Below are 12,953 nucleotides of genomic sequence, written 5' to 3'. Positions count from 1 at the left end.
TACAGAAAATCGTGCTCATCCAGACCACGTCTGACAGCATCGGATCGTTCACGAGTGCTCCGGCAGTAATTAACGATGAGAACAGCTTTACCGCCAGACTGTGACACCACGATGACACGCCCGCTGCGGCGGGCTTTTAACAGGGAACAACCATGTTTGATATGACGTTACTGGTGCTGCTGGCGCTCGCCGCGCTGGGGTTTGTCAGCCACAATACCGCGGTGGCGGTGTCGATTCTGGTGCTGATTATCGTGCGCGTGACGCCGCTGAACCACTTCTTCCCGTGGATTGAAAAGCAGGGGCTGACGGTGGGGATCATCATTCTGACTATCGGCGTTATGGCCCCGATTGCCAGTGGTACACTGCCGCCCTCCTCGCTGTTTCAGTCGTTCCTGAGCTGGAAATCGCTGCTCGCTATTGCCGTGGGCGTATTCGTCTCCTGGCTCGGCGGGCGCGGCGTGACGCTGATGAGCAGCCAGCCGGGCATCGTCGCCGGGCTGCTGGTCGGCACCGTGTTAGGCGTTGCGCTGTTTCGCGGTGTGCCCGTCGGCCCGCTTATCGCCGCCGGGCTGGTGTCGTTGTTTCTGGCGAAATCCTGACTCACCCCTGCTGCAACGCATCCAGGTAGCGCCCCGGCGTTTGCCCGAGGGCCTTTTTAAACATGGTGATAAACGCCGTGGTGGAGTCGTAGCCCAGCGCCTGGGCCGCCTGTTGCACATTCTGCCCGCCGAGCATCAGGTGCAGCGCCTGAATAAGCTGTAACTGCTGACGCCAGCGGCGATAGCTCATTCCGGTCTCGCGCACGATTAAACGCGCCAGGTTGCGTTCACTCATGGCCAGCATCGCCGCCCACTGCGCCAGAGTGCGCGGCTGGTCGGAGTGATGTTCCATATAGTTCACCATCTCCCGCAGCTTTGGATGCCCGGACACCGGCAACTGGAGCTGCTCCTCCGGCTGGCGCGGCAGTTCATCGAACAGCAGCGCGGTCAGGCGGGTAATGCGCGGGTGCTGCGCCGGCTCGTGGTGTCGGGCGGCCAGGGCAAGGATCAGCTCGCGCACCAGCGGCTCAATCTTCAGCGTGCAGCAGCGATCGGGCATCGACACCGCACCGGGTTCGATGAACAGAAAGCAGAGCTGGGCGCTGGCGGTGGCGCGGTTGCTGTGCGGCATATCTCCGGGTATCCACACGGCATACTGGGGCGGCACCATCCACATGGCGTGCTCCACCTCGCAGGTCACCCCGCCGTGCAGCGCCAGAATAAGTTGCCCTTTGCGATGGTGGTGAAACGGGATCTCGACCTGACGCTGCTGCACGCGGATGCGGAATGCCTCGGCGGGCGCGTGGGAGGCGTCGGCATCATAGCCGTCGAGCCATAAATCCTGCTGCATGATGTTGTCCGATTTTAGCGATTATCTGGCATTTTATCCTGATTCTATGCGCCGGGAAAACGCGTATCCTTGCGCTTCCGTTTACAGAAAGAGATATTCATGACCACTCTGATGACCCGCCGCCAGTCGCTGCTGCTGCTGGCAGGCCTGCTGGCAATAGCCACCACCCTGCGCGTCACCTTTACTGGCGCGGCTCCGCTGCTGGATGCCATCCGCGCCGACCTGGCGCTCACCACGGCCCAGACCGGTATTCTCACCACGCTGCCGCTGCTGGCGTTTGCTCTGATTTCCCCGCTGGCACCCGGCGTGGCCCGCCGTATTGGCATGGAGCGGGCGCTGTTCCTCGCGCTTGGCCTGATCTGCGTCGGTATCGCGCTGCGCTCGCTCTCCGGCAGTGCCCTGCTGTTTATCGGCACCGCGATTATCGGCGGCGGTATCGCCCTCGGAAACGTGTTATTACCGGGTTTGATCAAGCGTGATTTTCCCGGCCAGGTGGCGAAGCTCACCGGCGCCTACTCCCTGACCATGGGCGTGGCAGCCGCCATCGGATCGGCGCTGGTGGTGCCGGTGGCACAAAGCGGCCCCGGCTGGCAGGGCGCGCTGTGGTCGCTGATGATCTTCCCGCTGCTGGCGCTTTTTATCTGGTTGCCCCAGTGGAAAAACCACACCCGCGCCACCGTAAGCGGTGCCGGGGCGCTGCACAATCGTGGGATCTGGCGCTCGGCGCTGGCCTGGCAGGTAACGCTGTTCCTCGGCCTGAACTCGCTCATCTACTACGTGGTGATCGGCTGGCTGCCCTCGATTCTCATCAGCCACGGCTACAGCGAGACGGCCGCCGGTTCCCTGCATGGCCTGCTGCAGCTTGCCACCGCCGCGCCGGGGATCGCCATTCCGCTGCTTCTCAGCCGGCTGCGCGATCAGCGGGCGGTGGCGGTGATTTTCGCACTGTTCTGCGCCATCAGCGCGCTTGGCTTATGGCTGCTGCCTCAGTTCGCCAGCCTGTGGGTGGTGCTGTACGGCTTCGGTAGCGGGGCGACCATGATCCTCGGGCTGACGTTTATCGGCCTGCGCGCCAGCAGCGCTCATCAGGCCGCCGCGCTTTCGGGCATGGCGCAGTCGGTCGGCTATCTGCTGGCAGCGTTCGGACCGCCGGTGATGGGGAAAATGCATGATGTCAGCGGCGAGTGGACACTGCCACTGGTGGGCTGTGCGCTGCTGGCGATGATAATGGCGGTGGCGGGCGGTTTTGCCGGACGCGATCGGGTCATCACGTCCGACTGAGGCGCGAGCGCGCCGTCTGCGTTAGTGGCTGGCGGCGTGCAGGAAAGCCTGAACCAGCGGTGCCGGGCGGCCCTCCAGCGCGGCGCGTTCATGCTGGAACAGGGTCGCCACGAAGAACGGATGGGTGGTCAGTTCCACGGCGCGGATGTCGCCCTGCTCATCCCAGCCGGTGACTTTCAGCGGCTCTTGCTCCAGCGCTGCAGCAAACTCCACCGCCACACCGTAATTGCAGTGATACCCCTCCACAATCTCTTCCCGACCGTAAGCCTTCGCAATCAGGGTATGCGGTCGCAGTTCGATGCCATCGGTTTTTTCCACCAGCGAACAGCTCAGCGGGGCAATCACCAGCCGGCCTTCACGGTCGGTTTCAGCATGTCCGGCATCATCCCAGCCCATCACGTTGCGGGCATACTCGATAATCGCATGCTGGAAACCGCCGCAGGTACCGAGGAATGGCGTACTGGTTTCACGCGCGTAGCGGATGGCGTGCAGGGCACCGTCGGTGTGCTGATACGGGCTGGCCGGAACAACCCAGATGGCATCATAGTCCGCCAGATCGTCATCACTCTGCACGGCAGTGGTGTGCAGCCAGTCATAGCGCACGGCGATGTCGAGCACCGCAGCGGCATCATCAATGGCCAGCGGAATGGCCTGATGTGCCAGCACATCGGCATTGTAGTCGCCAACCAGCGCAATACGTAACGGGGAAGAGGTGTCGGTGAGATCCATTGAAATTCCTTATGCCAGGCAAGTGGGGACAACATAAGGAGCCTCAGTATAGAGAGTCAACCCCACGGGCACAATGACCAAAAATGGGGGAGCATCCGGCAGGATTTGCCTTTCCGATCGCCCGGGGAAACGGGGTAATATCATTGATGAGATAAATAACAGGTGGGCAGAGCTGCCCGGCAGAACAGGAGGCGCAATGATTCGCTGTAAACGTGTTTATGAGCCTGCGAGCAGTGCAGACGGTTACCGGGTGCTGGTGGACCGGCTCTGGCCGCGCGGCGTGGCGAAGCGCGACCTGCCTTATGACGAGTGGTGCAAAACCCTCGCCCCGTCAACCGAACTGCGCAAAGCGCTCCACAGCGACGCCATCGACGTCGCGGCGTTTCGCAAGGCCTATCGCGATGAACTGCAGGCTCAACCAGAGGACGTGGCGCGGCTACGGGGGATCGCACACCGGCAGACGCTCACCCTGCTCTATGCGGCAAAATCAGAGCACAACCACGCGACGGTGCTGGCCGATTTTCTCGCGGCGGAGTAACTCACACCCGCTGCAGGGCGTCCTCTTCCTGCTTATGGTGCTGGTTGTTGAGCGGTAGCAGGTACTCGGCGCGCACAAACGCAAACCCGTGCTGACGATCGAATGCCGTCACGTCGCCGGTTACCAGCCACAGGGCACGGGCGCTACCCGGCGGCAGCTGGGTTTCTACGCCGTTGACCGGATTGATAAAACGCTCGCCCGGCTGGCACAAACCAAATAATTCAACTGACTTACCAATATTCATCCGCCCGGCGGCGGTACGGGCGCCAATAATCATTGCAAGGCCGCCCGGCTTTAACTGATACATGATTCAACTCGTACTGATTAACGTCGCCGCAAATCAGAACATTCTTAGAGCAAAAAGTAAATATCCCGATGCGTTATCCGGCACCGTGCGCCCGGCGAAACAGCGTCCATTCATCCACCTGTGTGCCATCGGGCAGCTTACAGTCGCTGCGCACGCCATCGGGTGTGGTGACCGGGATACGTACTCCGCCCTGCTCCAGGCACCACACCGCCGCCGGGTTAGCGCGCTGCGCTGCGCTGCTCTGGCTGCACCCTGAGACGCTGGCCGCTATAACCACAAACGCTAATATCGCTCTGTTCATCATTCATCCTTGTACCGGGTTCGCCGCGCACGTTATCACCTGCCTGAAAAAAGACAACTCCATCATTTCTCCATCTTGTCACCACGATTGCTCGCTACAGTAGCGGCGTTCTCTGCTGACCTGGAGAACACATTCCATAATCAATGCGTACTGTTTTCTTTGCCCCGCCCCCTTAACGTCGGGGCTTTTTTTTGCCTGCCATTCCCCCTGCCGTTTTACAGATCGCCTGCGCTCTTCCAGGCTTATCAATGCTATCTGTTTAAAAAATAGGGAGGGATCATGAACCACAACCCGGTGCGCGGCATGGATCATATCGGTATCACCGTTGCGGATATTGACGCGGCGACGCGATTCTTTATCGATGCTTTTGGGGCTAAAGTGCTCTACGACTCGCTGCCGCTTGAAGGCGAAGACAACCAGGGCGAGCATAACGATCGCGTGCTGCACCTGGTACCCGGGACGGTGGTGAAAGCGGTGCGTATGCTGCAGCTGCAACATGGTCCGGGCGTGGAGCTGTTCCAGATGGAGGGACCGCAGCAGCGTGAGCCGGTGCGCCCCTGCGATTATGGCCTGCAACATTTTGCCGTGCAGGTGGATGATATCGACGAGGCGGTGAAACGGTTTGAGCAGGCCGGCGGCAAGATGTTTACCGCACCGCAGCCGCTGACGTTTCCGGCGGAAAAGGGAGAAGGAAACTGCTTCTGTTACGGGCAAACGCCCTGGGGGAGCATCATTGAGCTGATCAGCACGCCGTCGCCGCTGCCCTACCGGCAACACAGCGATCTTGAGCGCTGGAAGCCATAGCCTGTGTGGCAAACAAATAAAAAAATCGGGTGCCTGCGACATCACAGGCCCCGTTAAGAGTGAACTACCTTTATTAATTATTTCTGCTCTTCCCCGGTGCAGATATATTATATATAGACACACTTCTTCTTTTTTTCCTGCTTTATTTTTCGATCCTGAAAATTTTTCATCTTGCTATATCGCACGCTTGCTTTATCGGCGTAATTATTACTGCCCCGCTTTCGGACTGTTTATTTGATTGCCGGCAATATAGTGACAAGTGATACTATTATGATAGGGTATTATTGCTCTGTAATCGATTACAGCATCAGCGGATTTTTCAGTCGTACACCGGTCAATGCCGCGCCGCACCAGGCCTCGCCCTGCCTCTGGTCTGGTAATCCGATGAGTGGGCAGCACGCCAGCGAAAAAACAAATCAGTACTCGTTAACCAGTACATTAAATAAAAAATTTTTCCTGCGCGTATTTATCTTACTGGCTCTGTTACATGGCAAAAAAGTAGCCTTAAGTAATATCCGTTGCCAGGTTATCAGTCTTACAAAAAACAGGGATATTATTGCGGGGGGAATAATTGTAACACCCGCCGGGAAAATTGACGCGGGTTTAACCCTTTCAGCAAAAATTCAGTAATAAAAAAAACGCGCCAATAAAACGTCAATATTTACCGCAGCGCACTAATAAAAACCATATTTCAGCGAGATACGCTGGCATAATAATTCAACTTAACGCAAATTGCTGAAGCCGGGCCAGAAATGCAACAGCCCCGGCGCTGCGCCAGGGCTGAGTATGAAGGGCTTACCCCATCCGGCGCTTATCTCCGGCACTCACACATCGTGGCGTTAGCTCTGTATGGGGTAAAAAGAGCGTACCATTTAGGATATATCTTAGCAAGACAAATGATAGCGAATCTCATTATCATTTGATACTAACGCCATCTGGCTGAAACATAAGGTTAATGTTACCGGGGTGCGCTTTGCGGCAGGGGAACCTATACTTGCCGCTGCGGTTTACTTTTTATTAGCGGGATATGCTCTGCCCATGCGCCTGTCACTTACCTTTATAGCAGCCTGTTTTAGCCTGACGCTGTGTTGCCCCTCCTCCGCTTCGGCGGCCACCGCTGTACAACTCTCCTGCGCGACCCGTGGCGAGGTGATGATCGCCTGGTTCAAATACCAGCTCACCACCATGAAATGGGGGGATCACTTCCAGATTGCCTCCGGCTCGTCACGTCATGAAACCGCCTCCGGCAAGCCGTATCGCGTCACCACCTTCCGCAACGGCGACGACCTGGTCTTTTTCCCGCGCAAGGAGAAATATTTCCTGTTCTATGCCGGTAAAGACACCGCCGACCGCTGCACCGTGGAAGAGAGCCAGACGCTACCGGTGGTTAGCCTGCCGCGCTATGAAAAACCGGCGCAGGACGCGCTCTCCTGAAGCCTCACTCGACAACAGAGAGTTCGTCGAGGGAAAAGTGGGTGGGTTTGAAAATGCGCGTATGGCACGGCGCGGCGATGTGCCACTCCTCATGCGGTTTGAGATCGAAGACGATATCGGTGGTGTATCCCACCACCATGCCGTTTTTCAGCAGGTTCACCGCGATGTAAACCTGTCTCAGGGTGTGATGCGAGACGTTTTTTACCACGCCCTCGATCTCGCGAATTCCCTGCTCCGATCGGCCAAAGTGCAAATCAGACAGGGTCACGCCCGCCGGGGCCGCGCTGGCCGGGCTGATGCTCACTGCCATCAGAGCGGCGATAAATAACGTTTTGCTCAACTGCTTTGCTCTCACTCAAAGTCACTCAAACAGCCATTCTACCTGCTCGCGCTGCGCTGCCGGCGCACGAAAATGTGTGAAAGCGTTACCGGATATGGCAGTTAAAACGCGACGTTTTTCACGGCACCGGCAGAAAAGTGCCGCGGAAAAAGGCGCGCCGGAGCGAATGTGCCACACTTTTTACACCCCGATGTGAAAGGAGTTCGTATGTCCGGAAAACTGACCAGCCTCGCCCTGCTGGTGGGCCTGTTTACCACCAGCGCCATTGCCATTCCCCTGCCCGCTAAACCGCCAGAAAGCGTAGCGCTGCGCGAAATAGTCTCTGGTGTAAACAGCGATAACACCATCACCTGGCGGCTCTGGGCGCCGTCTGCCAAAGCGGTGGAGGTGGTAACCGGTGGCACGCCAGAGAGCTACGTTTCGCATCCGATGACCAAAGACGACCGCGGCGTCTGGTCGTTAACCAGCGAGGTGATGAAGCCGAATCTGTATGAGTATTTCTTCAACGTTGACGGCTTTCGCACCCCCGACACCGGGAGCGGAATGCCCAAACCCCAGCGCCAGGTTAACACCAGCCTGATTCTGGTGCCCGGCAGCGTGCTGGATATATGCAACGTGCCGCACGGAGAAATCCATACGCTGACCTATCGCTCCACGGCGCTGAAGCGCGAACGTCAGCTTCACGTCTGGGTGCCGCCGGGTGCAGAAAAAAGCAGCGAGCCGCTGCCGGTGCTCTACTTCTATCATGGTTTTGGCGACTCGGCCTGGTCAGCGCTGACCCAGGTGCGCGTACCGCAGATCATGGATAACCTGTTGGCGGAAGGAAAAATCGTGCCGATGCTGGTGGTCATTCCGGATACCGAAACCGATGCCGAAGGGATAATCCCGGAAGACGTGCCGCCGGCAGAGCGTCGTAAGGGTTTCTACCCGCGTAACGCGCTGGCGGCGGACAAAGAGCTGACCACCGATATTATCCCGCTCATCGCGCAGCGCTATGCCGTAAAAGATGAAGCCGAAGGACGGGCGCTGGCCGGGCTGTCGCAGGGCGGTTATCAGACGCTGGTCAGCGGCATGCGCCATCTCGACGCCTTTGCCTGGCTCGGCATCTTCAGCGGCGTAACCACGGAGTCGGTGCCCGATTTTCGCGTCAGCGCGCGGCTGGATAAGCCAAAAAGCATCAATAATCAGCTGCGCAACTTTACGCTGGTAACCGGCGATAAAGACATCGTCACCGGTCGCGATATGATTGGCCTGAAAGCGCAGCTCGATAAAAAAGGCATCAAGCACGACTGGCACACCTATCCCGATCTCGGGCATGAAATGGACGTCTGGCGGCCAGCGTATATCGACTTCGTACAGAAACTGTTCCGCTGACTCAGCCGGGGAGCCGCCGGGTCAGCATCAGGTGGTTCCCCTGGTCGCTCTGCCAGTAGCGTACCTCGTCCACGCAGCGGTAGATGAGATACAGCCCGCGCCCGCCGGTCATCACCTGATCCAGCGTCAGGGCATCATCCAGATCCGGCGGCGGGATTTTATCGCCGGGAATGGGAATACCGCTATCCACCAGGGTTACCGACACGGCGTCGCCGTCGCGGCTGAATACCGCCTCAAAGCTGGCTTCCGGGCGATCCGCGTAGCCGTGAAGAATAATATTGGTGGCTGCTTCGCACAGCGCCAGATCGAGCGGATAGATCCAGCTCTCCCCCACCCCCAGCGGTGCCAGATACTCCCGGAGCGCAACCCCTAAGGTGGTAAGGCTGTTGAGCCCCGACGGCAGCGTGATGCGCCGCGCATGTTCGGTTTGCGTCATGGCTCAGCCTTTTGCTTGCAGGGTCTGGATGGCATCCTGACGGGCAGGAAACAGCGTAAACACGCGGTCCATACGCGTCAGGGTAAACATGGTGCGGATGTTGCTGTTGAGATCGCTCAGCACCAGGTCACCTTTCCCGCTGGTGGCCTTCAACAGCGAGATCAGCGCCCCGAGGCAGCTGCTGTCAATAAAATCGACCCGTGAGAAATCGAGCACCAGTCGCGGATCACCGCGCTGAATAATCTCCAGCACCTCGGTTTTAAAGGCCAGGGCTACCGAGGCGTCCAGCCGACGCGCCAGCGGCGTGACGACCGTAATGCCCTCGACGTTTTCAGTCTCAATCTTCATTGTTGTCCTCGCTTTCCTGTGTACGCTGGATCACCAGCAGCGAAATATCATCCGCTACCACGTTGTCGACTGCTTCGCTGGCCTGCCAGGCATCGAGCTGTCGGGCGAAGCGGGAAAACAGCACCGGCAGCGGCTGGTCGGTCTGCTCAGCCATAAACGCCCTCAGCCGCTCACCGCCAAACATCTCCCCGCTCGCGCTTTCGCACTCGGCGATACCGTCGCTGTAAAGACACAGCCGCTCGCCCGCCGCCAGCCGGAAGGCCGTATCCTCCCAGCTTAAATCATTAAACAATCCCACCGGCGGGCCGCCGAGACCGACATCGCGCAGCGCGCCGTCGCGCGCCACAATAAACGGGGTCGGATGCCCGGCCTGGCACAGCACGCCCGCACCGGTGTCACACGCGATAACGCCGTAAACGAGGGTGAAGTAGCTCAGCACGTCATCGCTTTCAGCACAGAAACGCTGATTGAGGATGTGGACTACCTCGCTGGGCGCGCGGGCGTTCTCACCGTCAAACAGAAAGCGTTCCACGGTGCGACCGTGAGTGAACTGACGCGCCACCGCCACCGACATCATTGCCGCACTCACGCCGTGCCCGGAGACGTCCACGCTGTAAAACGCCACCGTGCGATCGTCGAGGGGAAAGAAATTAAACACGTCGCCGGAAACCCAGGCGGACGGCAAAAACAGCCAGTCGGCTTCCCAGCTGCCGTGGCGCAACGCGTGGGGCGGCAGAATGCTGCTTTGCAGACGGGCAGCCGCCTGTAAATCGAGTTCGATCTGCTTCAGGGCATCGGTCAGGCGGGCATTGCGCGTCGCCAGCGTCATCTCCAGCTGTAAAATACGCGCCCCGGCGTGCAGCCGCGCCTGAAGCTCAATCTGATTCACCGGCTTGCGCAGAAAATCGTCCGCCCCGGCGGCGAACCCGACGCGCAGATCGTCCACGCTGTCGCGAGCCGTCAGCAGGACGAGATAGATGTAACGGTCCTGGAACCGTTCGCGGATCGCCCGGCACAGCGTCACGCCATCCATCACCGGCATCTCCCAGTCGCTGAGTACCAGATTTATCGGGTGCGCTGCCAGCAGCGCCAGCGCCGCTTCGCCATCCTCCGCCTCATAGACGCAATAGCCCCACTGGGTCAGCAACCCGGTCAGCAGCCGACGCCATACCGGCGCATCATCCACCACCAGCACGGTCTGTTCGTTATCCATACGCGACTCCTCAGATCGGTAAAAACCAGATCAGGCTGATGGTCCCTTCCCGGAAGCGCGCATTGCCGCCGTTGCCGGGAAAACGCGTGCCGCTGTAGTTGCTGTACTGAATGGAGAACGATCCGGGGGTGTAGCCCGCATAGCCGAAGCTGTAGCTGTAGTCCCCGTTCCACGGCTGCTGCTGGCTACCGTCCGGGAACCAGAACGCGGTGGCGCGCAAAAAGAAGTGCTGTTTGAGGGTATACCCGCAGCCCCCCAGCACCACGTTTTTGTTGGCGCGAATGTCGTTATCCTTCAGCGAGTAGTAGCGCGGTACCCAGCTGTACCCGACCTGACAGATGATCGAATCCCCTTTGTTGATCAGCAGCGGCGCTTCCACCGCTTTGGGCAGCGAGAACTTGTAGGCGAAGGTAAACGCGCCCTGCTCGAAATAGGTGCGGCGGCTGTTGCCCGAGGGGAAGAAGTGGTTATCACCGTAGTTGCTGTAGACCGCGCTGAAGGTGTTAGCGTGCCAGTCGTCATACCCGAAACTATACCGAAAGTCAGCGGTATAGCGGCTGGCATCGGCGATCGGCACCCGGTTGGTGATGTTGGCGAACCAGTAGCTGTACGGCGAGTACTGCAAACTGAGATTAAGCAGCTGGTTTACCTTTCTCTTCTGCTGCGCGGATTCCGAGCCGTTAGGGATGGTCAACAGCTGCTCTTTCAGGCCGCTGGTGACGCTGAGCGCACCGGAAAACTTATCATCATTGCCGGAGAATAAACGCCCCCAGCGGCTGGTAAATACCCCCGCCTGAATCGGCTCGCCCTGTACCGCCGCCGTGTCGCTCTCTGTCGGGGCCGTCGTCTCTGCATGCAGCGACGCGCTGCACAGCACCCCGAGCAGTAGTGGAGAAAACCTGGTTGCGCACCCGCCCTGCGACATGTCGTGCTCCTCTTAATTGGGAATAAAACGTCCGCCAATCTCTTTTTTTGCCATCCACCACAGCACCCCGAGCGCTACAGCGTGTATCAGAGTGTTGCGTAACCATGCCTGCTGCCAGAGATCGAAATGCACGATTTGACTCACCGCCAGCACCACAAAGACGTGAATGATGAAGGTGTAGAGCGAGTGCTGGCCCAGCGGGATCAGGAACCAGCCCAGCGCCCGCTCCAGCGGATGCCAGCATAGGGTCAGTACCAGATACACCGTCACGATCAGGCAGAAATCATTCAGCACCCGGAACGGGCCGAGGCCGTTTTTGGCGGCCAGCATGTGATAGAACCAGTTGAAGTCCGCCGGCGGGATAACGTGCATCAGCAGGCCGGGCGGCATAAAGGGGTTAGTATGGTTCTGGGCAATGAACATCATCCCCAGCGCGAACAGCACCATCAGGCTAATGACGAGTCTGCCCGGCAGGGTGCGCGCCAGCGACATCAGTTCGTCTTTGTACCAGCCGCAGCTCATCCCCAGCACGTAGATGAGCTGCCAGGCCATTATCGGGAAAGCGAACTCAAACTCTGCATTGGTCAGCCGCACCGGCCAGAGCTGATAACTGATATAGATTGCAAGGGATAACACCACCAGCCAGGCGACGCGCCCGGCGTGTAAAAGCCATAAATAAACCGGGCTTATTAACAGCAGACAAATATAAAGCCCCAGTATTTGCGTCTGGTGTGGCCCTATCTGCAAAAATAAAATGATATTAAACCAGGTCTCTTTTATCTGCGGCGTGGTCGGGAAAAGCGACCAGGCGGTTCCGGAGTAGCGGTCAACAAAATGAGAAACCTCAAAGGTATTAATCCAGGGCAGATAAGACAGTAACAGAATAATTAAAATGATAACGATATTGACCTGATATATCTTAAAGGCGCGCCGCCACAGATTCCAGGATAGCGTCAGCAACACCTCCTTTTGCAGGCGCTGACGATTCAACATACCAAGCATAAATCCGGATAAAATAACGAACCCTTCGGCTCCGGTTGTTAATCCAAAACGCTCCCAGGTCAATATATTAAATAGCGACATAACTTCGGTATGCGCTACGACCATCATCACCAGTGCGATACCACGCAGCATATCGATACGGAGATCGCGCCGTCCAGGCACGGTATAACGCCAGCTGCGCACCCTCTCACGCACCGACTGGCGATGCGACACCGAAACCGTATCCACCATAATCCGTATTCCAGAAAAGAGCGCTGGCAGAAACCCTGTGTCGCGCTTCGCTTAATTATCAGACTTGTTAATATTAATGTAGTGCAGATGCGCAAAGTGTAAAGAGACAATTAATCATCACCCCTTAAACGTTTTTTAAATCGTCTTTCAACGGTTTAATAAAATTATTTAGCGCTTATTCTGCCGATTTCTTGCAAAGGCAATGCTTGCATCTATGATTTTCAATAATAACGTTTTCAGTAACCTGCCTTTTTGGCTACAGGATATATTCTTGTGGGTCAGGCGCTGAATATCACTTTCT

General features: G+C 57.9%; 17 protein-coding genes. 7 read left to right on the top strand and 10 right to left on the bottom strand.

All coding sequences use genetic code 11. The features are described from left to right. The first annotated feature begins 152 nt into the window (after positions 1–152). Positions 153–599, top strand: coding sequence for a DUF441 domain-containing protein (locus KFZ77_RS07735; protein ID WP_031519861.1), 447 nt, complete (start codon positions 153–155; stop codon positions 597–599). Between the two features lies 1 nt (position 600). On the opposite strand, the gene KFZ77_RS07730 is transcribed toward KFZ77_RS07735, so the two are convergent. Next, complete coding sequence (locus tag KFZ77_RS07730; protein WP_264385901.1) at positions 601–1,389, bottom strand: AraC family transcriptional regulator; 789 nt, start codon at positions 1,387–1,389, stop codon at positions 601–603. A gap of 99 nt (positions 1,390–1,488) precedes the next feature. Between KFZ77_RS07730 and KFZ77_RS07725 the strand changes: the two genes are divergently transcribed. Beyond that, positions 1,489–2,670, top strand: a complete 1,182-nt coding sequence (locus KFZ77_RS07725; protein WP_319640967.1) for a CynX/NimT family MFS transporter — start codon at positions 1,489–1,491, stop codon at positions 2,668–2,670. A gap of 21 nt (positions 2,671–2,691) precedes the next feature. Here KFZ77_RS07725 and KFZ77_RS07720 read toward each other — a convergent pair whose 3' ends face one another. Continuing rightward, positions 2,692–3,399: a CTP synthase C-terminal region-related (seleno)protein gene (locus KFZ77_RS07720; RefSeq protein WP_264385900.1), complete on the bottom strand. Its 708-nt coding sequence runs from the start codon at positions 3,397–3,399 to the stop codon at positions 2,692–2,694. Positions 3,400–3,595: 196 nt separating this feature from the next. On the opposite strand from KFZ77_RS07720, the gene KFZ77_RS07715 reads away from it, so the two are divergent. Beyond that, entirely contained in the window at positions 3,596–3,937 is a 342-nt protein-coding gene (locus KFZ77_RS07715; protein ID WP_264385899.1) for a DUF488 domain-containing protein, read from the top strand. A gap of 1 nt (position 3,938) precedes the next feature. On the opposite strand, the gene KFZ77_RS07710 is transcribed toward KFZ77_RS07715, so the two are convergent. Then, positions 3,939–4,244 carry a hypothetical protein gene (locus KFZ77_RS07710; protein ID WP_264385898.1) on the bottom strand — a complete coding sequence of 102 codons (306 nt, stop codon included), beginning with the start codon at positions 4,242–4,244 and terminating at the stop codon, positions 3,939–3,941. A 73-nt stretch (positions 4,245–4,317) separates the two neighbouring features. After that, entirely contained in the window at positions 4,318–4,545 is a 228-nt protein-coding gene (locus KFZ77_RS07705; protein ID WP_031519874.1) for a putative hemolysin, read from the bottom strand. Positions 4,546–4,824: 279 nt separating this feature from the next. Between KFZ77_RS07705 and KFZ77_RS07700 the strand changes: the two genes are divergently transcribed. The 3 genes from KFZ77_RS07700 to KFZ77_RS07690 all read left to right on the top strand — a co-directional run bounded on the left by KFZ77_RS07700 (position 4,825) and on the right by KFZ77_RS07690 (position 6,783). Next, on the top strand, positions 4,825–5,349 hold the full coding sequence (locus KFZ77_RS07700) for a VOC family protein (protein ID WP_264385897.1): 525 nt from the start codon (positions 4,825–4,827) through the stop codon (positions 5,347–5,349). Positions 5,350–5,601: 252 nt separating this feature from the next. Further along, complete coding sequence (locus KFZ77_RS07695; RefSeq protein WP_264385896.1) at positions 5,602–5,979, top strand: hypothetical protein; 378 nt, start codon at positions 5,602–5,604, stop codon at positions 5,977–5,979. Positions 5,980–6,387: 408 nt separating this feature from the next. Then, on the top strand, positions 6,388–6,783 hold the full coding sequence (locus KFZ77_RS07690) for a hypothetical protein (protein WP_264385895.1): 396 nt from the start codon (positions 6,388–6,390) through the stop codon (positions 6,781–6,783). A 4-nt stretch (positions 6,784–6,787) separates the two neighbouring features. Here KFZ77_RS07690 and KFZ77_RS07685 read toward each other — a convergent pair whose 3' ends face one another. Then, on the bottom strand, positions 6,788–7,123 hold the full coding sequence (locus KFZ77_RS07685; protein ID WP_031519876.1) for an FxLYD domain-containing protein: 336 nt from the start codon (positions 7,121–7,123) through the stop codon (positions 6,788–6,790). Between the two features lie 207 nt (positions 7,124–7,330). Here KFZ77_RS07685 and KFZ77_RS07680 point away from each other — a divergent pair, with 207 nt between their 5' ends. Further along, positions 7,331–8,497 (top strand): esterase, encoded by a 1,167-nt coding sequence (locus KFZ77_RS07680; protein ID WP_264385894.1) that lies wholly within the window; start codon positions 7,331–7,333, stop codon positions 8,495–8,497. A 1-nt stretch (position 8,498) separates the two neighbouring features. Here the strand turns inward: KFZ77_RS07680 and KFZ77_RS07675 are convergent, their stop codons facing one another. Genes KFZ77_RS07675 through opgC form a run of 5 tightly spaced genes read right to left on the bottom strand, consistent with a single transcriptional unit; the run spans position 8,499 to position 12,652 of the window. Further along, complete coding sequence (locus KFZ77_RS07675; protein WP_031519878.1) at positions 8,499–8,933, bottom strand: ATP-binding protein; 435 nt, start codon at positions 8,931–8,933, stop codon at positions 8,499–8,501. A gap of 3 nt (positions 8,934–8,936) precedes the next feature. Next, positions 8,937–9,281 carry an STAS domain-containing protein gene (locus KFZ77_RS07670; RefSeq protein WP_031519879.1) on the bottom strand — a complete coding sequence of 115 codons (345 nt, stop codon included), beginning with the start codon at positions 9,279–9,281 and terminating at the stop codon, positions 8,937–8,939. Next, on the bottom strand, positions 9,271–10,494 hold the full coding sequence (locus KFZ77_RS07665) for a PP2C family protein-serine/threonine phosphatase (protein ID WP_264385893.1): 1,224 nt from the start codon (positions 10,492–10,494) through the stop codon (positions 9,271–9,273). The genes KFZ77_RS07670 and KFZ77_RS07665 overlap by 11 nt, the downstream gene beginning before the upstream one ends. A gap of 10 nt (positions 10,495–10,504) precedes the next feature. After that, positions 10,505–11,419: a hypothetical protein gene (locus KFZ77_RS07660; RefSeq protein WP_264385892.1), complete on the bottom strand. Its 915-nt coding sequence runs from the start codon at positions 11,417–11,419 to the stop codon at positions 10,505–10,507. A 12-nt stretch (positions 11,420–11,431) separates the two neighbouring features. Then, positions 11,432–12,652, bottom strand: coding sequence for an OpgC domain-containing protein (opgC, locus tag KFZ77_RS07655; RefSeq protein WP_264385891.1), 1,221 nt, complete (start codon positions 12,650–12,652; stop codon positions 11,432–11,434). Positions 12,653–12,953 lie beyond the last annotated feature (301 nt).

It is taken from the genome of Siccibacter colletis (genome assembly GCF_025914095.1).
Classification (GTDB): Bacteria; Pseudomonadota; Gammaproteobacteria; order Enterobacterales; family Enterobacteriaceae; genus Siccibacter; species Siccibacter colletis.
The sequence above is the reverse complement of the archived record's forward strand: the minus strand, read 5'-3'. Positions and strand labels throughout refer to the sequence as shown.